22 protein-coding genes and 1 tRNA gene are annotated in these 20,954 nt (G+C 61.2%); 8 read left to right on the top strand and 15 right to left on the bottom strand.

Annotation, left to right across the window (positions count from 1 at the left end; all coding sequences use genetic code 11):
* The first annotated feature begins 26 nt into the window (after positions 1-26).
* The 5 genes from FHT19_RS22345 to FHT19_RS22325 all read left to right on the top strand — a co-directional run bounded on the left by FHT19_RS22345 (position 27) and on the right by FHT19_RS22325 (position 4,666).
* Positions 27-100 (top strand) — tRNA-Gly (locus FHT19_RS22345).
* 167 nt (positions 101-267) lie between these two features.
* Positions 268-1,518 carry an integrase arm-type DNA-binding domain-containing protein gene (locus FHT19_RS22340; RefSeq protein WP_169476893.1) on the top strand — a complete coding sequence of 417 codons (1,251 nt, stop codon included), beginning with the start codon at positions 268-270 and terminating at the stop codon, positions 1,516-1,518.
* 333 nt (positions 1,519-1,851) lie between these two features.
* On the top strand, positions 1,852-2,307 hold the full coding sequence (locus FHT19_RS22335) for a hypothetical protein (RefSeq protein ID WP_202804688.1): 456 nt from the start codon (positions 1,852-1,854) through the stop codon (positions 2,305-2,307).
* The gene (locus FHT19_RS22330; protein WP_169476892.1) at positions 2,304-3,569 is read left to right on the top strand and encodes an XRE family transcriptional regulator; all 1,266 of its coding nucleotides are present in this window, start codon (positions 2,304-2,306) and stop codon (positions 3,567-3,569) included. The genes FHT19_RS22335 and FHT19_RS22330 overlap by 4 nt, the downstream gene beginning before the upstream one ends.
* A gap of 11 nt (positions 3,570-3,580) precedes the next feature.
* A complete protein-coding gene (locus FHT19_RS22325; protein WP_169476891.1) occupies positions 3,581-4,666 on the top strand; it encodes a beta family protein in 1,086 nt (361 codons plus the stop codon).
* Here FHT19_RS22325 and FHT19_RS22320 read toward each other — a convergent pair.
* The 4 genes from FHT19_RS22320 to FHT19_RS22305 form a co-directional block, all read right to left on the bottom strand.
* The gene (locus tag FHT19_RS22320; RefSeq protein WP_169476890.1) at positions 4,623-5,219 is read right to left on the bottom strand and encodes a sce7726 family protein; all 597 of its coding nucleotides are present in this window, start codon (positions 5,217-5,219) and stop codon (positions 4,623-4,625) included. The genes FHT19_RS22325 and FHT19_RS22320 overlap by 44 nt on opposite strands.
* A 68-nt stretch (positions 5,220-5,287) precedes the next feature.
* Positions 5,288-6,088 carry a TIGR02391 family protein gene (locus tag FHT19_RS22315; RefSeq protein ID WP_169476889.1) on the bottom strand — a complete coding sequence of 267 codons (801 nt, stop codon included), beginning with the start codon at positions 6,086-6,088 and terminating at the stop codon, positions 5,288-5,290.
* Entirely contained in the window at positions 6,085-7,515 is a 1,431-nt protein-coding gene (locus FHT19_RS22310; protein WP_169476888.1) for a hypothetical protein, read from the bottom strand. Before FHT19_RS22310 ends, FHT19_RS22315 begins: the two co-directional genes overlap by 4 nt.
* Before the next feature lie 7 nt (positions 7,516-7,522).
* Positions 7,523-8,038 (bottom strand): hypothetical protein, encoded by a 516-nt coding sequence (locus FHT19_RS22305; RefSeq protein WP_169476887.1) that lies wholly within the window; start codon positions 8,036-8,038, stop codon positions 7,523-7,525.
* A gap of 368 nt (positions 8,039-8,406) precedes the next feature.
* On the opposite strand from FHT19_RS22305, the gene FHT19_RS22300 reads away from it, so the two are divergent.
* A complete protein-coding gene (locus tag FHT19_RS22300) occupies positions 8,407-9,303 on the top strand; it encodes a zincin-like metallopeptidase domain-containing protein (RefSeq protein ID WP_169476886.1) in 897 nt (298 codons plus the stop codon).
* Positions 9,300-9,575: a sigma factor-like helix-turn-helix DNA-binding protein gene (locus tag FHT19_RS22295; RefSeq protein ID WP_169476885.1), complete on the top strand. Its 276-nt coding sequence runs from the start codon at positions 9,300-9,302 to the stop codon at positions 9,573-9,575. Before FHT19_RS22300 ends, FHT19_RS22295 begins: the two co-directional genes overlap by 4 nt.
* Before the next feature lie 55 nt (positions 9,576-9,630).
* Here FHT19_RS22295 and FHT19_RS22290 read toward each other — a convergent pair whose 3' ends face one another.
* The 11 genes from FHT19_RS22290 to FHT19_RS22240 form a co-directional block, all read right to left on the bottom strand.
* The gene (locus FHT19_RS22290) at positions 9,631-9,840 is read right to left on the bottom strand and encodes an AlpA family transcriptional regulator (RefSeq protein ID WP_169476884.1); all 210 of its coding nucleotides are present in this window, start codon (positions 9,838-9,840) and stop codon (positions 9,631-9,633) included.
* A 284-nt stretch (positions 9,841-10,124) separates the two neighbouring features.
* Positions 10,125-10,709, bottom strand: coding sequence for a hypothetical protein (locus FHT19_RS22285; protein ID WP_169476883.1), 585 nt, complete (start codon positions 10,707-10,709; stop codon positions 10,125-10,127).
* A gap of 406 nt (positions 10,710-11,115) precedes the next feature.
* A complete protein-coding gene (locus tag FHT19_RS22280; protein ID WP_169476874.1) occupies positions 11,116-11,403 on the bottom strand; it encodes a hypothetical protein in 288 nt (95 codons plus the stop codon).
* A 159-nt stretch (positions 11,404-11,562) separates the two neighbouring features.
* A complete protein-coding gene (locus FHT19_RS22275; protein WP_169476882.1) occupies positions 11,563-15,360 on the bottom strand; it encodes an SIR2 family protein in 3,798 nt (1,265 codons plus the stop codon).
* Positions 15,361-15,400: 40 nt separating this feature from the next.
* Positions 15,401-15,547 carry a hypothetical protein gene (locus tag FHT19_RS22270; RefSeq protein WP_169476881.1) on the bottom strand — a complete coding sequence of 49 codons (147 nt, stop codon included), beginning with the start codon at positions 15,545-15,547 and terminating at the stop codon, positions 15,401-15,403.
* A 224-nt stretch (positions 15,548-15,771) separates the two neighbouring features.
* The gene (locus FHT19_RS22265) at positions 15,772-16,986 is read right to left on the bottom strand and encodes an HNH endonuclease (RefSeq protein WP_169476880.1); all 1,215 of its coding nucleotides are present in this window, start codon (positions 16,984-16,986) and stop codon (positions 15,772-15,774) included.
* On the bottom strand, positions 16,983-17,708 hold the full coding sequence (locus FHT19_RS22260) for a hypothetical protein (protein WP_169476879.1): 726 nt from the start codon (positions 17,706-17,708) through the stop codon (positions 16,983-16,985). The genes FHT19_RS22265 and FHT19_RS22260 overlap by 4 nt, the downstream gene beginning before the upstream one ends.
* 366 nt (positions 17,709-18,074) lie before the next feature.
* Positions 18,075-18,716 carry a GNAT family N-acetyltransferase gene (locus FHT19_RS22255; protein ID WP_169476878.1) on the bottom strand — a complete coding sequence of 214 codons (642 nt, stop codon included), beginning with the start codon at positions 18,714-18,716 and terminating at the stop codon, positions 18,075-18,077.
* Between the two features lie 79 nt (positions 18,717-18,795).
* Entirely contained in the window at positions 18,796-18,963 is a 168-nt protein-coding gene (locus FHT19_RS22250) for a DUF6771 family protein (RefSeq protein WP_169476877.1), read from the bottom strand.
* A gap of 75 nt (positions 18,964-19,038) precedes the next feature.
* A complete protein-coding gene (locus FHT19_RS22245) occupies positions 19,039-19,254 on the bottom strand; it encodes a conjugal transfer protein TraD (RefSeq protein ID WP_248290612.1) in 216 nt (71 codons plus the stop codon).
* A gap of 16 nt (positions 19,255-19,270) precedes the next feature.
* Entirely contained in the window at positions 19,271-19,603 is a 333-nt protein-coding gene (locus FHT19_RS22240) for a conjugal transfer protein TraD (protein WP_169476876.1), read from the bottom strand.
* Between the two features lie 182 nt (positions 19,604-19,785).
* Here FHT19_RS22240 and mobQ point away from each other — a divergent pair.
* Positions 19,786-20,954 (top strand): MobQ family relaxase (gene mobQ / locus FHT19_RS22235; protein WP_169476875.1); only part of this gene is annotated, 1,169 nt, incomplete at its 3' end.

Below are 20,954 nucleotides of genomic sequence, written 5' to 3'. Positions count from 1 at the left end.
CCCTGTGGCAATCGCGCCCCACCCGAGCGGGTGTAGCTCAATGGTAGAGCAGCAGCTTCCCAAGCTGAATACGAGGGTTCGATTCCCTTCACCCGCTCCAGAGCCTCCTCTCAGGGGGTACCAAAGCGGCTCATAAGTGGCTGTTTTCTGCGGTTTTTCGGTGGTATAATTTCCGGGCAGTTCCGGACATGTTCCACTCAATCTCAGACGAATGATGGATCACTTGATGGACCTGCGGCCAATTTGCGCTGTCGGAGGTCCATCAACATGGCCGAAAAAGCAGGAAAATCAGGGCTTACGGCGGCATCTGTCGCGCGCGCCAAGCCCAAGGACAAGCCGTACAAGCTGTCTGACCGGGACGGATTGTACCTCCTCGTGAAGCCGAGTGGAACCCGCTATTGGCGGATGAACTACCGCTTCCACGACTTCCAGCGCACGATCACCTTCGGCCGTTATCCCGAGGTGCTGCTGGCAGATGCGCGGGAGCGTCTGCTGCAAGCCCGCCGCCTGCTGGCCGATGGGATCGATCCGGTCGACCAGGCAAAGCTCAACAAGATTGCAGATTCGGTAGCGGCGTCAAACACCTTCAAGGCCGTTGCCGACGAATGGCTGGAGAAGGTGCGGCTCGAGGAGCGCGCTGCCGCTTCGATCAAGAAGTACGAATGGCAATTGGGGTTGGTCATGCCGGCGATCGGCAGGCGGCCGATTTCCAAGATCTCAGCGCACGAGGTGTTGCTTGCGCTCAAGAAGATCGAACGCACCAAAAAGTTCTACACCACCACCAGCGTGCGCACGACCTGCAGCCAGGTGTTCCGCTTTGCCATTGCGACCGCGCGCGCCGAGCGCGACGTCTGCGCCGACCTGCGCGGCGCGCTGGTCACGCCCAAGGTCGTGCATCGTGCTGCCATTACGACGCCCAAGGAAGCCGGCGCCCTGTTGCGGTCGATCGAGGACTACGAAGGCGACCTGCAGACGCGCATCGCCATGCGCCTATTGCCGCATGTCTTTGTTCGCCCCGGCGAGCTTCGCCATGCCGAATGGAAGGAGTTCGATTTCGACCGCAAAGTCTGGACGATCCCCGAACACAAGATGAAAATGCGCCGGCCGCATGCCGTGCCGCTTTCCAGGCAGGCCATCGTGATCATTCGCGAAATCGAGCACGACGCCGCCTATAGCCCTTACCTCTTCCCTTCATTGCGCTCAGCCAATCGTCCGATGTCGGACAACACCATCAATGCAGCGTTACGCCGCATGGGATACGGCAAGGACGAGATGACCGCCCACGGCTTTCGCGCCATGGCGGCAACACTGCTCAACGAGATGGGGCTTTGGAACGCCGATGCTATCGAGCGCCAGCTTGCCCACGTCGAAGCCAATGCCGTGCGCCGCGCCTACACGCGCGGGCAATATTGGGATGAACGCGTGCGCATGATGCAGCACTGGTCGAATTATCTCGATGGCTTGCGCGACGGCGCCAAGGTGCTGCGACCGAACTTCGGGCAAACAGCGCTCGGCTGATGGCATACAGTTGAGCCACGGTTGACGTAAACTAGCGTCGGTCGCTCACAGCAGCCTCCGTGGTCCTCTTCTGCGGACAAAAGCAACGATAAGACGGTGGGCAGTGAAAGATCGCCAACGCGATCTATTGTTGGACGTGCTGGGCAGCTCCTCAACAACGTTGCAGCCATTGAATTTCGGATTTGTCAGGGGTGGTATCAGCGGACGTGGATCGCTCCTCCTTCGTTCGGCGACCTAGGGGGATTTCGGGGCCGCCCGCGCATCCCGGGAGAAGCAAAATCAGACTCGACAAGAGTTCAACACAACTATATTGTTGTGTGCATGATACCGGACTTGATCGAGTTGGGCTCCCCCTGCCCTTGGGCTGTGCTGCCACCCGGCATCCACGATACGACCCTTGATGAGGTTGAGGCACGCTTCGCGACCACACCGCATCGCAAGTGGCTATTCGATGGCTTTGTCCGTATGGCCCAAGCCCTGGCTATTGCCGGATGCAGCTACGTCTACCTTGATGGGAGCTTCGTGACCGCAAAGCCGCACCCCGGCGACTACGATGGCTGCTGGGAGCATCACGGGGTCGACCCGGCCAAGCTTGATCCAGTCCTTCTCGATTTCGACAACAAGCGAGCAGCGCAAAAAGCAAAATACCTCGGTGAGATGTTCATTGCCGGAATGCCCAACGGACCGGGCGCCCCCTTCCTCGACTTTTTTCAGGTCGAGAAGTCGTCGGGCCTGGCCAAGGGCATTCTCCGCATCCCGCTCGCGCCGCTGAAAGGAGCGACGCCATGATCACCAACGAAAAGCAGTACAGGTCGACCAAGGCATCGGTCGAGAAGCTGGCGGCAGCCGCTGCCGCGCTTGAGGCGCCGAGCAGCAACTTCCCTGAAGCGTTTGCGGCTGCGCAGCGCTCTGCGCTGCGCAGCCAGATCGACGAACTCGAGGAGGAAGTGCGCTTCTACGAGGACCTCCGCGCGGGGAAAATCTCTGAATTCTCGGCGGACAGCTTGCACGATCTGCCCGATATCCTCATTCAGGCCCGCATCGCGCGCGGCATGAGCCAGAAGGATCTTGGTGATTTTCTCGGCGTCGCTGAACAGCAGATCCAGCGCTACGAATCCGACCGCTACCGGATGGCAAGTCTCGACCGCCTCACCGAGGTGGCCGACGCGCTGAACGTGCGCATCGTCGAGCGCGCCCAACTGCTCGGCAGCCCAAAGCTCGATAGCGTCGATCCGTCCGTCTGGCAGGCATTCCCGTTCGCCGAAATGTTCAAGCGTGGCTGGTTCGAGGACTTCTCGGGCACGCTGCCGCAGGCCAAGAAAGCTGCTGGCGAGTTGATCCCGGCATTCCTGCAGGGTGCTCACTCGCAGTTTTTGCCGATGGCCCTGCACCGCAAGTCGGTGCGGTCGAGCGGACAAGTCCATGAGGCTGCTATTGCCGCTTGGGAAGCGCGGGTTCGGACACTCGCCGATCGCAATCCCCCGGACCGGGCGTTTGATCGGGACCGTCTCACCGCGGACTGGGTGCGCGGCCTCGTCGGGCTCAGTCTGGAAGACAATGGTCCGCGCCTCGCAGCAGACTACTTGCGCGATGCAGGCATATCGCTGGTGATCGAACGCCACTTGCCAGGCACATTGCTTGACGGCGCTGCGCTGGCGTCAGCCGATCATCATGCCATCGTCGCGATGACCCTGCGTCACGACCGGCTCGACAACTTCTGGTTCACGCTGCTCCATGAGATCGGCCATCTGAAGCTGCACATCCGGTTGGGTGAATTTTCGGCGATCTTTGACGACAACGATTCGCCGGCATCTGACAAGGTTGAGCACGATGCCGACTATTTTGCGCAAGAGGCCTTGATCCCGGAGGCTAACTGGAACCTTGCGGTGTCGCGCTTCACCCGCAACGACAAGGCGGTCGTGGCCGACGCCAAGCGCTTCGGTGTGGCACCTGCAGTGATCGCCGGCCGGATCCGGCGAGATGCGAATGACTACACCCTGTTTCGCACGCTCGTTGGCAATGGCGAAGTTCGCCGCCAGTTCGGACTTTGAGGGGCGACGAAATGCCGATCACGCACACTGACTACGTTCCGATCCTCAAATGGCGGCAGGGTGAATACCAGGCGCTCTTGCGCTTGCCGGACGCCGTGAAGGACAGGACCATTCCTCTTATCGAGGTTACACCCCCCGATTTCGATTTCGAGACTTGGACTCCTTCGAAGTCGATCGACGACCACCTCGCAAAGTTTGCCGCTCGTTTTCGTGCGAAATGGGGAACACGCCTTGCGCTGCTCGACTGCGGCCTGCTGGATCCGGCTGAGGTAATGCAGGACGGTAAGCATCCAATGCAATTCCTGTGCGAGGAGGCGTCCGCACGGGGGGCGACGCTTATCCCCGTCATCAGGCTCGACAACAACACAGCCTATCGCTCGGCCGTTAGGACCGCGAACGCGATGATGCAGACCGGAGTTGCACTACGTTGTTCTCTGGATGAAGCCCTGGATCCCGCCTTTGACGCCAATGTCGTTACAATGCTGCAGCAACTCGGTGTGACCATTGCCGACTGCGATGTCGTCCTCGATCTCGAAGCACCAGCATGGGATCCACAGGACGTGCTAATCAACATCGTCACTGCCGCGATCCAGGCATCGAATGTGATGGCGGCTGCACGCAGTCTCATTCTCGCGGGTACATCTTTTCCCGCATCCATGGCCGAGGTCACTGGTCCGATCCAATTCTGGCCTCGGCGGGAATGGACGTTTTTCCGGGCGCTCCTGGCTGCTCTGGGCGAGACCGTCCGCAAACCGACATTTGCTGACTATGCCATTGCCGCCAATGGGTACTCACAAATGGACATGAGGAAAGTGAAGCCTTCGGCGACGATCCGTTATGCCTGCGACGATGGCTGGATTATTGCCAAGGGTGTCAATGTGCGTGACAACGGCTTCGGGCAGTATCGGGGATGCAGCGGCACCGTCACAGGCTCGGCCCATTTTCTGGGCTCGGGCTTCTCGCCCGGCAGCGACTACATCGAGCAATGTCGCGACGGGATTGCCGGCACCGGGAGCCTTTCCACATGGCGGTGGGTCGGCTCGAACCATCACATCACAAAAGTGGTGGCCGATCTCGCCACGATGTTCGGACCTTGAGAGTTTCGCGGACAGTCTTCGAGAGACGACGCAGCGGCAGCCTATCCACCAACATCTTGTAGAGCGTCGCGCGTGGAGCGCGGAGTTCTCGCTCCGAAACGCCAAGGCTTCGGAGGATCGCCTGCGCTTCAGGCCGCCACAGCAGACGAGCCAGAACGAGCGGATCGATGCCCTTGTTTACTCGTTCCGGTCGAACGCGACGGAACCGCACCCCTTGAGTCGTGCCGCGCTCTGCGACCATGATGCCCCACCAATCGGGCACCATCGTCAAGGCCGACGCAAGATGTTTGGGATCGACGATCAACAGGGCCTTGTCGACTACCTCTCCGTAGGCGGCCACTTGCCTCGGCAGGCGCTCCAAGGTGTCGGCTTCCGCCTTGATTTCAACGCCACGAATGTGGCCGTTGATCACCGCAATATCGATTCGACAACTGCCATGATCGAGGCCGAGTTCGTCAATGACCAGGGTGTCAGGACAAGCTTGGGCGTGCGTGAGCAACCGCCGATAGGCGGCTTGCCGTACATCACTGTCCCGAAGCGGTCTCGAAGCCATACCGAATCGATAGCCGTGGTTATGGCAGAGTGGCAACGGCCAATGTTACGCTGGCCCTGCCTGGACCACTATCCGCGGGCTGGCATATGGCTGGCATCGAGGCGGCGATGTATCAACGAGACCAGCGTCAAAAGATCCTGGGCATCACCGTTCGACATCGGCCAGTGGATGCGAGGCTCATGCGCCGTTGGGTTGCGGAACATCCCGAAAGTTCCACGGACGAGATTTGCAAATCCCCGCTGCTCACCCCGTTCGCTTTCGCTTGAAAGCGGGTTGATCGCGATCATCGGCGGCGTTCCACCCAGAGCACGATCGACAAGTGTCGAGCCATCATCGGTCAATCCTGTCTTAGCCCTCATTTTCGCAGCGACGCTCTTCACCGCTTCCTGCACCGCATGGAAATAGTCGTCGGCGACCAGCTCTGCCCGGCAAAAGGCCAGCACGTCCCTATGAACGCCTCGCGTTTCGAGGTCGCAGCGCAATTCGTTCGCGCGTCGTTGGGCCTCAGGCAACGTCGTGGCGACGGTCACCGCCTCGATTTCACCGGCTTCTGTGACTACCAGCCCGGCGAAGGCCAGCGCGAAATTCAGGCTCGTCCGCATGGGTTCGAAGCGATCCGGGTCGCGTACATAGCGGGCCGGCTTCATCGCATTCCGAATGAAGCCGAGCACGCGGGTCCGATCACCGCACCGGTTCTGGCTCTCGGCGAACGCATTATAAATCCTGACACGCTTCGTGATCGGGCCAGGATCGGTCATTTCGCACCTGGCGATCAGCATTTCGATCTCGGCGCCCTGCAAACCCACATTGGTATCGCCAAGTGCTCCGGCGATCGCCTCGAGTTCGGCTTGCGAAAACAGCTTCTTCATCCCGCGACCGCCAGTTCAGTTTCCGGCCCAGCCGATAGTGGGGACGCCCAGTCGGGCAATTGTCCGAGGTCTGCCAACTCTGCTCTCACGAGACCGTCGAGCACTTCCGGGAAAAGCCGGGCCATGATCCGCCAAAGGGCATGATCTTGATCCACCTGAGCCTCGCTCTGCTTGGCTTCGGCAATGATCCGGCGGAGCGAATTCTTCTCGAGCAGGTAAGATAGGGAAGTCGAACCCACAAAGGTCTCGATCAGGCTGGCGCAATGCATGAAGTCGGATCCGCTCAGCTTGCTGTTGAGCATGGATAATACCGCACTCTCGCCGGAAAACTTGGTGATGTGGAGAATCGGGCGATGGGCGGCTGCGCTATGCGCCACTGAACACAAGATCGCGTAAAGCACGGCCGTGTGAGCACGGGCGCGGTTGGACCGCTCGATCCAGAAATCCCGCTCCCATTCCCACACACCGGGAACGCCCGACTTCATATCTGACCACGGGTCTTCGTAGTGGTTGCTGTATTCCGGTGAGTTCGGTCGCTCTTCCCGGGCCAGTTTCATAGCATCCCACCAGCGCGCCCGCTCCTGCTTGCTCCGCTGTTTCAGTGCCTTGGATCGACAATCTTCCACAAATGCCGATCGACCGGCGCCAGTCTGCAGATCGTCCAGCGAGACCAGACTCGGTTCACTCCAGCCGCCATGGCCATTTTCTATGAAGCATTTCAGAACTAGGGTGCCGCGCTCGATCGAAGCGGCCTCAGCCTCATCATCGAATACGAAGGCATTGCCTCGCTGCATGGCAACGACATCATGAAATCCCTGCGGCATCGGTTCTTCAAGAGTGCTGAAGATCCATACCAATGCGATGCCCTCATCATCATAATGCACGTGGCGGGCAGCGACTTCTGGAGCGAACGGCTTAGACAACTGCACTTCCAGCGCGAAGCGACCCAGGCCGCTCAAGTCCGCGAAGACGTCGGGCCAACGACCGCGCTTGTGGATTTCTGGTCGCAGATAGGTGTTCACCGCGCTGTGCGAACAGCGAGGGTCGGCTTTGACCAATTGCTCAATCGTCGAGCACAGTCGCCGGTGCAGCGCAGACTCCTGATGCCCTTGGTATTGAGCGGCGCGAGCATCGTCCTCACGCAGATTATTGCCTTCGTACCAAGGGCAATTTCTGCTTGCTTCGGGGTAATGCGCGTATATCGGGATATGGTCGCCCCGATCAGCTTGCGCCCTGATGAAGATTCCACCTTCGCAAAGCCGGCACTTCGCTAAAGGTCTGCCCTTATCCTCGCGGCGGCGCATATTGATCTGGGTCCGCAAATGCTCCCAGCCGGCACGGGGCATTGCCATCAACTGTTCGATCGTGACGGCTCCGCGCGGCAATTCGAAATCTGCAATGAGGATGGTGCGTTGATGCCGGCCCAAGATCAGCTCACTCCGGAAGTTCGGGCCTAGCGATCCAGTCCCGGATCTCACGCCCAGATGCCACGTCGCCGCCGAGGCGCCGCAGATGGACGACCTGGAAATCATCGACCGTTTCCAGTCGAACTAATCCCTCCTTTTCCAGCCGATCGAGCAAATCGGAAATCGCCTGCCTCGATGCAGACAGCCCGATTGCTGCAAGCCATTTATCGAGCAGGCAGCTGTTGGCACTCCGCTCCTTGGCTAGAACGTCTAGAACTGCCCGTGCCTGATAACTTGTGCGTATTTCGTCGAATGACAAAATAAGGTTGCGCCGATTTTCCATTGTTCGAGCATAGACGATCGGCCTGCAATCGCAAACATAAGAAGAACAGATCGGCGCAAGTCTTTGGGGAAAGCCTTCCTTTGTCAGCCGGAGAAGCCATAGAGAACCGCCCGCCGGAAACGGTCTCATTGCGCTAACTTCACGCCAGTTGACGCCATAGCATAAAAGATAACTTTCGATCATCGCGCGCGATCGCGTCACGTCCTCGTTCCGTTGTGCTCCCACCGAGCCAACTCTCCCGTCTAGTTAGTCATGGCCGGTACGATCGCTGACACTTGGCCCGGCCCTGTTGGCCGGCCCCGTCGGTCCGCCTTTGGCTCCTGTCCGGTTGTCGCCGCGCTGTGGGTGCGCGGCGGCGTTTGCCTCGGCTCCGAGGTGACGGGGGGCGTCACGGCCCTGTAGCCCCGCCGCGACGGGGCGCAACCCGGCCCGCTGCGCGGCTCCGGGTGCTCCACGCTGTTGCGCTCCTTCGGATGCACCCCGCCGCCTGATGCGGGGCTGTCGGTCCGCTCCTGCCGCCCCCCGCCACCCCGGCGCCGGGCCATGGCGGTTTAAGGAGCTTGAAGATCATGAGCACCGTGAATACGCGTGAACGCCAGTCCCTCTATGCCGAGGTGACGTCCCGCATCATTGCCGAACTCGAAGCCGGGCGTCTGCCCTGGGTGCAGCCCTGGGACGCCAGTCGCTGTCCCTGCACGTTGCCCCACAATGCCGGCTCTGGCCGGACCTACTCAGGCATAAATATTCTCATTCTGTGGACCTCTGCCATCGAGCAGGGCTTTTCCTCGCAGCGCTGGCTGACCTATCGTCAGGCCGAAGCAGCCGGGGGCCATGTCCGGCGCGGCGAGAAGGGCACGGTGGTCTGCTATGCTGATCGCTTCACCCCGCGCGAGGAAGCTGCCAAGGCCCGAGACGAAGACCGCGAAGCGCGCACGGTGGCATTTCTGAAGCGCTTTACCGTGTTCAATCTCGACCAGTGCGAGGACCTGCCTGACGACATGGTGCAGCCTGTGGCACCGATTGCGCCCGAACTGGCGATTGCTGGTGCGGACCGCGTGATCCAGAACAGCGGGGTGACCTTCCGCATCGGGGGCGGGGAAGCGTTCTATTCCCCCACCCATGACGTGGTGCAGGTGCCGCCCCAGGCTGCCTTCCCCGAGCCGATCAACTGGTTCCGCACAGCGCTGCACGAACTAGGGCATGCCTCCGGCCACAAGAGCCGGCTGGACCGGGACCAGACCGGCAAGTTTGGTTCTGCGTCCTACGCAAAAGAGGAACTTGTTGCGGAAATGGCCAGTGCCTTTGCCTGTGCCGCGCTGGGCATTGTGCCGACGGTGCGGCACTCTGATTACGTCGGCGCGTGGCTGGAAGTGTTGTGTGCCGACGAGAAGGCGATCTTCCGCGCTGCCAGTGCGGCCAGCAAGGCTGCCGATTTCCTGCTGGCCTGGGGGGAGGACCGGCCATGAGCCGGCCTCTTCCGCCCGAATGGGGCACGCCCGTCCTGCCGCCGATCTCGCCGCGCACGTTCTGGCGCCGGGGTCAGCGCGGCTTACGTCGGATGACCAGGCGGCAGCGCGCGATCTTTGGGGCCGTGCGCTTCGAGGGTGCCAGCTATGCCGAGCTGGCCCAGCGCCATGGCATCAGTGTCGAGGCGGTGCAGGCCGAGCTGGCTAAGGCCCTCTCAACCCTGGCCCGCGCCGTCTATGGGCACTGGTGGCAGCGCTGGTGGCCATGGTGAAAAATTCAGGCCGCCCGATGACTTGCCATCGGGCGGCACCATTGTGCGGGGCCCATCAGGTAAAGTCGTCGACGGAATAGAACATGGGGTTCTGCAGCCACTGGTCGAGCGCGCTGCGACGCCAGCCCACGCAGCGCGTGGCGATGCGCGACTGTTTGGGGAAGGTCCCGTCATGGACCTTGCGATAGAGCGTCGCGCGCGAAAGTCCGGTTTCCTTGAGCACCTGGGGCAGACGCACGAAGGAATTGGGAGAGGCGGTATTCATGTGGCACATCCTTCCTGTTTCCTGGGTTGGATTGGCCGGCCACGAGTAGAATTGGGGCGTTGCGGGAAAAGCGCAACCACCTGAGAATCCAGGGCAAGCGGCATCTGCCGCCAGCAGGCTGCCCGGTATACCGAAGCGCACCGACACGACCTCGCACGAACACCAAAAAAATTTTGCGAGCAGGCGCTGCGTAGCTGGATAACAGCCAGATTCAATCGTGTCGCGCAGTCCATTGCCCGCCAATCGGTATCACCGCGCGAATCAGCCTGGTGCGGCGAGACCGATCAGGACGGCGCCTGGCGCTGCTTGCGTCGGCCGTGCCCGGTCACTTCGGCGACATGGTCTACCAGCCCGGTAATGATGTCGCGAACCTGCCCGGCGGCAAAGCCTCCCGTGTCAGGCTTGATGCCGTGGGCGCGGCTAAGGTCGTTCCATTTCCAGTAGGGCGAGAGCACGTCCATCAGCCGCTCGGTCTCGGCATCGTCGCAGCCGAAAGCCGTGGCGTTGGCGTAGGCCAGGGAACGATCGACATGGAGGCCGATGTACTTGGCGCACCACGCATCGGGAAAACCCACGTCGAGTAGGTGCGACGACATCGCCAGCTGCGCGACGATGCCGGCAGAATAGAACAAATAGGCAGTGTCATCAGCCATGGGTGAGACCAGCGAACTCATGAACTCGCCGGCGCGCTGATAGCGATCCAGGCTGAGTGCACGGCCTTCGCGCGTGCGCAGGAGCCGAACGGGCCGCGCGTCGTAACGTCGCCACAGCGCACCTAGTTCGGAATTCTCGCTCGGCAACGTGATGATGGCAGCGCCCAGCGCGGGGGCGCCAAGGTGGGATGAAGTAGCAGGAACGATCGTGTCCATATGTACCTCCGGTCCGCGTCAGAAGCGGGAAGCGGAAGGTCTCAGGTCATCACGCGGACTGACCCCGAGCTCCCGCACGCTTGCGCGCGGGAGCCGCCGGAGCTGGTAACATGCCTGTGACATGCGTCGCCGCCTTTAACCCGAAGGTCTGGACATACGCCGCGACACCCCGGAAAACCGTGTTCTCCGAGTTTGCGTTACAGGCGGGATTACCAGTCCCGGCGCTGCCCTTTGCGCAGCGCGGTCCCACGATACCAGACGCCAATCCGCGCGCCAAGTTTTTGCGTGATTTATGGAAAAGTGGCGCGCGCGCCTTCAGCTCTCGGGCGAGGATGCTCAAAAGGTTCCTGCGCGGCCGATCCAGCGCCGGAGATACATCATGAGAGTACCGATGCGGCGGGCGGCTTTAGGCCGCGCCAGCCTCACTCGACTCTTCGCGCAGCGCATTGGCAATCATCGCAGCCAGGGTTTCTTCAGCACGGGTGCAAATGGCCTCGTCCTTGGCATCCAGATCGTGCCTGATCCATTGCGGCGCGCGCTCTATGACGCAGAGGATGACGGCGGAAGCGGTGTCATCTATGCCATCTGTTCGGAACGCATCGCCCAACTGGAGGAGACCGCGCGGCAGGCCGGGTGAGGAATAGCCGGCGCGTTGATTTCGCGCATTGAACGGCTTTTCATCCGCATGGTCCAAATCTGGGACAAACCCCATCGTTCCCGTGCCGCGGGTTTAGCGTCAGCTCTTGTCAGAAGCCGACGTTTAGCACTTATTCGCGCGGGGAGGCTTAGGATGACGCCCTGGGCTCGTCCTCAGGGTCAGGCTTCCTCCCTCACCGGCTGCGCTTACAGTGGATCAGCGCTGGCGCCGTCGCCTGAGCTCGGCAAGGCGTGAGTCTGATCCCACTACCGGATCTTCACTCAGGCGGTCGAGCGCCTCTTCGATCTTGTAAGGCCATTGCTGCACGTCGTCGCTGAGCACGGCCCATAAGAGATCGAGCAATGCCGCTGGATAGCGATAGGCCGGGTGCGACGAACCATCGCTGGTAACCAGCATCATGTGCATCGATGTCGATCGGGTGGGCACGAGCCGAGGCAGGATTACCTCGACCACAGCGGGCATCTGATCGCCGCTGCCTAGGGCCAGATCGACCAGGCGCGCAGAGACGCTTGGATTTCGGAGCGCCCGCTGCTTAGGCCAGACGGTGCGCAGGAACGGCACGAGCCGCTCGGGCCAACGCGTCTGTATGTTGTTCGAGAAGTGGCTGAGGTGCCAGAGAAACTTACCGCGCAGTTCGTCATCGGCATGGATCAGCACTTCCCGCAACTCGGCATCGGTCAAAAGCCGCTCGGGTTCAGCGGCATCGGCCTCGCCACCCCAGCCGCCGAGCAGCATGCCGGAAATGACATTGTTGCTCTTGCGCCGCGCGCCACCTTGTCGGGCGCGTGCGATCAGCCCTGGCTTGATAAGCGCAAACGTGTCGCGCGACGGCAGCCGACCAGTCCAGAAGATACCATCCCAGACAGCGTCGCCATCGGCGTCGCCACTGGCGATCGCCGGCAGGATAGCGCAGTGTGTCCATTTCGGATCGACGTTGAAGAGCCAGACATAATGGGCGCCGAGCATGACTAGTGCATGGCGATGGTGATCGCCGGGAAGCGCCAGAAGCTGGTCGGCGCGCTGTTTCCATAACTCAGGGAAACCGCCTCCGACGACGCGGTTGTCCTTCATCGGATCGGCGAGCAGCAGCCGAGCGAGCCGGCCGACCGGTGCTTTCAGCGCATCGTCGGCCCAGCTCTGATCGGGAGGATGCGGGCGGGTTTCGCCGAAGATTGCGAGTGCGCTAACTACCGTGTCCCATAACGCCGGGAGTACAGCAGCGGCATCGCCGTAGAACCTGTGTCCGATGCGCTGCATCCAGTCCGATACCGGATACGCAATGCCGAGCAGCAACGCTGGCGGCAGCTGCCGCAAGCGACCGGCGATCAGCGCGATCATCCGCACCGAATCCTTTAGGCGCGTTTCGGCGTAGAGAAACGCAGACCACGAGTGAAGCGGTGCCTCACCCGAGCGCGCGACATGGTTCAAAGCAGCCAGAGCGCGGAGCGGCCGCGCGTCGGCCAGACCACGAAACGGGTCCCGCTCGATATGAGAGAAGAAGTCGGCGCGGCCTCCCGCTTCCCGGGCGGCGGCCAGGATATCGGGGATCGGAGTTTCGAGGATAGCATCAGGTGTGGTGTCGGTTTCGATCGAATAGACTTCCGGCGCGTGGGAATCTGCGGCGTGATCGCCAATGACCGGCATCCAATCCGGATCGAACGCCCGCAGCCTAGCCTGCTCAGCATCGACATCGAAGCCGAACGTCACGCCCTGAGAGACAAGCCAGTGCAGCCGGCTCAACCGATAATGGGCTGTTGCGCGGTCCGGCCCGCCCCGCACCTCACTGGTCCACGGGTATGTCGTCGTGAGCAGCCGCTGCTCAATGGCCGTGCGCGACGCCGCGGACAGGTCAGGCCAGAGGTCGCGGATCGCGTAAAGAAGGTCGCGCTGGTGATGGCTCGACCAGAACAACACGTCCGACAGGGATAGCAGGGCCGACGCACCCTCGTCGGGATTGATGATCCGGTTAGCCACTGCCCAGATGCGCAAGCGGGCAAAGACGTAGGGGTCATCGGTCGACCATCGCTGAAACTCGGCGCGCGCCCCCACCGGGTTGAGCGCCTGCAACCGCCCCATCCATTCGATGAACATCGCAATCGGCCCGCGAATGCCAAATTCGCCGATCCCAAGTGCGAGGCCTCCATCGTCCGGCCGGGTATGTTCGAAATGCAGATAGTCGTTGCCCGTCAGTTCTTGCTCCAGCGAAACCGCCAGTTCGAGATGCCCGCGCAGAATCGAGATCGCATAGGCCAGATGCTCGTCGGGTATCTGTAGAGGCGCGTGCGGACGCGGATACTCGACATCAAGATGAACCAGCTTCTCCGGCGCCTCCTCTTCCCAATAGAGTGGGTGGCGAACGCCATAGGCCTTGGACGCGGTGATCTGCGGCTTGAAGAGATCGACATAGGTGCGGACGATGGATGGCGACCATCCCTCTTGCTGGCTTCGCGCCTCGAGATCGTAGCGAACCCGGTCTGGATCGGGCCGTACGTCTGACCGGGCGGCGAAGAACCACCGCCATTGCCGGCGGATATGCTCGGGAAATCGGTTCGGTTCCTGCCGAAGCCAGGATTCGATGCTGTGCATGACGTCGGGGTGAAGCGCGCCCTGGTGCCCAGCCCACCAAAGAGTGATAGGCTGGTGCGCGATACGTTGCAGCCAGATGCCCAGACTTTTAAGGCGCGGCGGCAGCGCGGCTAGTTCGAGGGCCGCACTGCCGCGCAGTCCGGCAAGTGCTCCCGCCGTGTCATCGACATCGCTGCGGCTAACCGCGAAGATGTCGAGCGCGTCGCTCGGCACTTTGCGATTGCGCATATAGTCGTCGGCGGTGTCCGGATCGGGCACGGGATCTGTCGCAAGGCCGAGGGCGCTGAACGGATCGAATTTGGGCGTTTCGTCGAGGTGCGGCTCGATATGGTCGGGGCTCGCAAAGCGGTGCGCCGGGTCGAACACGAGAAGCCAGCGCGCATCAAGCGTCGTCTCGGCGGTCGCGAACCGCCGCGCGCCCTCGCTGGTCGACATAATCTCGGCGACCTGAGCGCGTGTATGCGGATCGAGCGCCATCGGTCCGGCCAGCGCATGGGCGAGTAGTTCGTCATACCAACCTTCGATATTGCTGGCACGGTCGGCCCATGCTGCCAGCGTATCCCAGAGCGGCTCAAAGCCCTTGCTGCTGTCGAAGGGGATCGCCTGGACGCCCTTGTGCTCCCATAGGGCCTTGGCGGCTTCGCTTTCGCCATCCTGGAAGGCGTAGAGGCGCTTACGGGTGCCTGGCTGCAGGTTTAGCGCTTCCAGCAGATATTGGACCGGCGGGTCTTCCGCAGTGTAGCCGACGAACACGATCTGAAAGCGAGAAAGGAGCGACTGGATAAAGCGGGTCGCCCAGCCGTCGGACAGATAGGCCCGTCCGAAATCGGCGCTTGAGACGACGAATTCCTCATCGGCCGGCCGGCGATAATCAGGGGTGACGCGGCCATGGAGGTGCACGATACCGCGAAAGTCTTGGTCGCTCCGAGGATCGGGTAAACGCGGCGGGCCCGAGCAGGCGAGGCTCGGGTCGCAGGCCTCGAAAAGCAGATCGAAATTGGTGGTGACCAATCGGGTGACGCCGGCCCGTGACGTCGCGAGGGTTAGGAGGGTGCGGTGGGCGCTAAGTCCCGCGCCCGCCTTGGGCGTAATGGCCTCGGCGACCGCTGAGCGCACATCGGCGACCTCGAACTCGCGCTCGAGCAGCCCGAAGACGCGGTCGGTCGCGAGCAGCCCGCCGACGCCGGCCATGCGTCCCATCTCCAGTGCCTTGGTGAGAAGCGAGCGCGCCGGGCTGTCCACGGCGGCGCCGAGGATATCGATGACGTTGCGGCCGAGCCTTTCGAAATTGGGGAGGCCCGCCTCATGCTGGGAGACGCCCGCGCCGCAAAAGAAGATGACGTCACCCGCATCACGGGCAACAAGCAACTCGTCGGGGATCGAGGGTCCGTTGGGAATGAACTGCATCTAGTCATTACGGCTCAGAACCAAGTGCCGTCCATCCTCTTTAAGCGAGGTCGGACATCGTTTCGAGCAAACAACCGACATTACCGCGTGTCCCTGCCGCTTCGGCGTAACCCAACAAATGTTCGATTTCTTTGAGGCACCGCTCCAACCGGCTATACAGGTTTTCATCCATCGTGTAGATCGCCATTCAGATGAATGGATGACGGCTTTTAGGTCGGGCAGCTGGCGCTTTGAATGACCGATACTGAGGCGCAAAGCCAACCGGCTTGTTGGCGAGAATGGCGGGTTTCAGCAAGAGCCGCCGCTCACATCAATAGCGCGGAATGTTTTGAGTAGGTCGCCTGCTGCCGCAAGCGCGCGGGATGAAGCAGTAATATGAGCGCGATCCGCCGAACAGCAGGTTGAGTCAAGCTATCCGTCAGGGCGCTGCACTTTAACGTTTTCCTCCAGTGGTATTCCCAAGAGGAAATGGGCCATTCGGTGAGCCAGTTCGCTTGAAAAACGGAATTTGGCATCGGTCTCGTCAGGAATGAACCCATCAACGGCGTGGCGGGAGAGCACCTCATGAACGATGCGTCCCGTCTCTCGTTTCCGCGCCCGAGCCTGCGCGACAGGAAACTGATGTTTCATTGCCGCCGAAATCCGTCGAAGGGCCTCTTCTTCGATCCCTTCGTCATTGGCGGCGGCCAACCATTCAAAATCGAGTGCCAACGCCGCAGCGGGGTTCGCACTCCAACTTTGTGGCGCCAACGGATTGGACGCCAGGGCGAAGTTGACATCGAGCGGCGCACCGCATTCAGCGAGGCAAACTTCCCAACCATAGAGGTTGTACAGAACGAAATAGCCAACCATCCGGCCGCTATTGTCGCTCTTCACCACGATGAGATTGAAGATGGGCCCGAAGTCCGCCGCGAGAGCCTCTGCCACATCCTGAGGCATCGGTCGGCCATCAATCACGCAGCGCGCAAGATTAAATTCATCGCCGCCATTCATCACGAACGCACGCGCCGCCGCGAACGGCTCGCCCTTGAGCGCGTCGGAGCCCACGCCTGTTGCCAACAGCACAAGGCAGGATTTGACGATGGAACGCATCGGGTCAGTGCCGCCGAAACTCAGCTGAAAATTCAGCACACCCGCCGGCCTCGAAATAACAGTCGCCTCGGTACCTTCGAGGACTTTCCAGATCTCATCGACCGACTTGCTGGTCTGCGCCGCGATGTCGGGGACAAACCGAGCCACTTCGTCGAGCGAGCGAACGGAAATGGCGATGTCGAACGAGCCGCTATCATTCTTGGTGACCCTAAAGGGTTTCGAACGCTGCTGCGGCGTTCCGTCCGGCAAAAGTTCGAGTTTCTCGCCGCCAATGACGTCGACATTACGTATTCCCGGCGGCCTCTTCCCCGAGCCGGAAGGCATCTGAAACATGTTACGTAAATGCGCGGCCTGCTCCGCAAAAGCCTTGTCGATTGAGCCGCCGAACCGGTTATTGCAAACCGTACAAATCGCCCGTTTTGTGGTCATGCGGCCGCCGAAAGCATCCAGCAAAATATGTTCAGGCGCGGTTTCTCGTGTCAGCGCGTTGTCGCAGAATATGCAAAGCGTAGATGGGTTTGTGTGATATCTCACGACTTCGACGCTCCCGCCCGTGCACGGATGAACGCGGCGCCATTGAATTGCGCCCAGCGGGTCGCCATCATTTTCATGAACGCGCTCACGTCGCTGCTGTTTTCTGTGGCGGGAGCCACATACGGTTGGATCGGGAATGATTTCTGGAACCCTGGGGTTTCTACCGGGTGCGCCTCAGAAATCAGAAGTACGCCGTCTGCGTTGCGATACCGATATTCATCCTCGACTTTCTTTTGAAAGGTGTTTGTCAGAGCATAGGTAACGATGTCGGGATAGAGCGTCGTCGCATCCTCGTTGAGAATGACAAGGATGCTGCCAGCCCCGGGGATATTGAAAATCTCCCGTGTGTCGCGGAACTGTTTGTCCGCGTATTCCACATTGTCGCTGACGACTTTTCCGATCTTGAGAGCAAGCTGTTCCCGCAAGTCATCGCCATTGGGCATTCTGCGAAAAATGGCCTCCGTCGAGAGAGCCCCCCAAAACATGAGCTTCCCCTCCTTAATGAGTTGCTCCACGAATTTTTGGGGCTTGTCCGCCGGATCAATTTCCAGCGATTTTTGCTCAACGATGATCGAGCGATTTTGGAACAGATAGTCCGCGCGCTTTTTCCCCGGAACATCCCGACTTTTTAAGAGCGTGTCGATGTCCTCGAAACCTTCGAGTGTTTTCACGAAGGCCTCAAATCGGGCGCGCAAGGTTGCGGGCGGCTTTGGTGCTGTCATCCGGTCGATTGTATCTCGTTTTTGACCGCGTGCGAAGAACAGGAAATCCTCGCATCGGTCGCTCCGAACAAGCGGAGGAAATGACACCGGCCCGCAAATCGCATGAATGAAAGTTCGACTTCGGCGACCATCTCTTTAAAGCGGGCAAGTCATAATCGACCCTCACCACGCTGCTAGGCGGTTCGATCGCAAACGGTGGTTTTCAGGATCAGCACGGAACTAGCTGAGCGATCGAAGATGGGACGCGCGCCAGCCGACACGCCGTTTTGCGTATACTGACCGGCAGCTGTCAGCATGATTCGACATCCCTAGCGCTGGATTGGAACGGCGTATTTTTGGTCGTGAGTTGCCCCCGGCTGACGGCGATTACGCCATTATAATCGAAGCGCTAGCGTAGGACGCGATCTTCTCCCATCCCAGCGTTTGATAGAGTGCCCGGCCATCGTCGGTGGCGACTAGCAGTTCGAAACTGTGGGGATCGCGCCTAGCCTCGTGCAGGGTCTGCATGAGGACATTACCCAAGCCTTTGCGGCGATGCTCTGGCTCGGTCACAATTCGGTCGTAGACGAAGACACCAAGCGTCTCGGCTCCGTAGCCGCTGGCTACCAAGATGCCGGTGTCTGTGACAATGCGGACCGACGTCACGGGGCCAGACTGCTCGACCGCGATAGAGTATCCGTCCGCGAGTTGTCGGCGTGGCATTGTGCCATTAGCGCGCATCACATAGCTGGGCGCATGGACGGTCCAGTGCGCGGGCAGCGCGGCACGCAAGGCCTCTGCCGTGTCGCAGACCTTCACGAACTGGCGCAACTGATGGATTCTGCGTGCGACGTCCTTGAGCCCATCACACATCTGCGGAAACACCCAGCGGACAGTTTCCATTTCCGATCCGGTATCGACGCGAAAACCGCCATGCTCGGGCACCGGCATGGGCAACCCGCGCGCCAGCGATCGCGCGGCGAGCCAAGCATGCAGCAGATGCGGATCAAGGCCTTCGGTGTTCATCATCCCTCGCACTTAGAATTGCGCCTTTCGAGATGGCCATGCCGTGAAGTTTTGCCAGTTCCCTTGGTATTGCCGCCAGCTCTCAACCGGCTGCCTCGTTGCCCTCATCGAGCATATCGGCCAGCATCGCGGCAAGCGCCTCTTCTGCGCGGGCGCGGGCCGATGCATCCTTGGCGGCGAGATCGTTGCGAAGCCACTGCGGTGCGCGCTCGATCACGCCGAGAATGCGGGTCTTGGTCTTATCGTCCATGCATGTCCCTATGGCGACGTGGCTGGCAGCGGGCAATGCGCTGGCGACGGGTTGTGGACGTGCGGTGCCGGCTGCTCAGTCTGTGTCGTCGGCATCGGCGAATGCCCGCTGACCTCTCCGCTTCCACAGCGCCAGTTGATTGCCGGTGTCGTCAGAACGCAGCTTTGCCGCTGCCTCGACCAGCAACCCGAAGATAGCGGCGCGATCATCGTCGGTCAGTTCGACAATGCCAGCCTTGGCGATCAGCCCACCCAGTTCGATGAGCTGTCGCGTGCGCTCGCGGCGCTTCACCTGCCAGGCTCTTGTGTCATGCCGCGCCCGTTGCAGCGCCAGGCGATGGCGCGCGCTGGTCGTGCGGCGCTGCTGGTTGCGCGTTGTCGCCAGCGTGTTGGCCAGAAGCCTGTTCGGTCCGCTCGCCAGAAAAGAAGGCGGCGCCGCGTTTGCGCCATGCCTCCCGTCGCGTTGGATCGGTGATGGCAGCGATCGAGAGCAGCGCGCCGGCCAGTTCTTCGATGGGCAGCGCATCGGCGCCGGTTGCTTCAACCAGTTCGCCAAGCTGGCTCTGCTTGCGTGCCTTGAGTTGCTTGGCCTTGGCGGTGAGGGCCTTGAGGTCCTCGTCATAGTTGCGGGGCTTGCGCATGTCTGGTGTCCTGTGACGGCGGTCTGTTGGGCCGCGAGGCCTTCCAGTTATCGGCCTTGACGATCAATGCCAATTGCCTGAAACCTCATGGGATTCTGCCGTCCCGAGAATGATGAAATCTTTTGAGGGCGCGCTTATACGTCGTGCCGACGTGCGCTTTTAGGCGTATCTGGTGCGTCGCCATGGCGATCTACCATTTCTCGGCCAAAGTCATTTCGCGCGGTGCCGGCTCGAGCGCCGTGGCCGCCGCTGCCTATCGCTCCGCCGATCGGCTCTATGATCAGCGGCTCGATCGGCACCACGATTTCTCCAACAAGACCGGTGTCGTGCACAGCGAAGTCATGCTGCCCGAAGGCGCGCCGGAGGAATGGTGCGACCGGGCGAAGCTGTGGAACGAGGTCGAAGCTGTCGAAGTGCGCAAGGACGCGCAACTGGCCCGCGAGATCGAGTTCGCCATTCCGCGCGAAATGACCCAGGCCGATGGCATCGCACTGGCGCGGGACTTTGTGCAAAAGGAATTCGTCGACCGAGGCATGGTGGCCGATCTCAATGTGCACTGGGATGTGGGACCGGACGGCCTCGCCAAGCCCCATGCCCATGTCATGCTGGGGATGCGCGAAGTTGGAGCGGATGGCTTCGGCGCCAAAGTGCGCGAGTGGAACAGAACCGAGCTCCTGACCCACTGGCGCGAAGCCTGGGCCGAGCACGTCAATGAACGGCTGGCCCAGCTCGATATCGATGCACGGATCGATCACCGCAGCTTGGAGGCCCAGGGCATTGACCTGGAGCCTCAGAACAAGATCGGCCCAGCCGCTGCGCGCATGGCGCAGGAAGGCCTGGCGCGCGAGCGGCTGGAAGAACATTTTGCCATTGCCAGAAGCAATGGCGAGAAGATCCTCGAAAATCCCGGCATCGCGCTCGATGCCATTACCCACCAGCAGGCCACGTTCACCAACCGCGACCTTGCCACGTTCGTGCACCGCCACAGCGAGGGCAAGGACCAGTTCGACGCCGTGCTGGCGGCGGTGCGAGGCTCGCCCGATCTTGTCCGTCTGGGACCTGACGGGCGCGGCGAGGACCGTTTCACCTCGCGCTCGATGCTGGAGACCGAACAGCGGTTGGAGCGTGCGACCATCTCGCTGGACGCGCGGCGCCACCACGGCGTCAATGACCGTCACCTGGAACGCGCGCTCACCCACGCCGAGCAACGCGGCATGGTGCTCTCGCCTGAACAGCGCGGCGCGTTGGAGCATGTCACCGATGCACGCGGGATCAGCAGTGTCATCGGCTATGCCGGCACCGGCAAGAGCGCGATGCTGGGCGTGGCTCGCGAGGCGTGGGAGTCGGCTGG

This window comes from Novosphingobium sp. SG919 (assembly GCF_012932495.1).
Lineage (GTDB): Bacteria > Pseudomonadota > Alphaproteobacteria > Sphingomonadales > Sphingomonadaceae > Novosphingobium > Novosphingobium rhizosphaerae.
The sequence above is the reverse complement of the archived record's forward strand: the minus strand, read 5'-3'. Positions and strand labels throughout refer to the sequence as shown.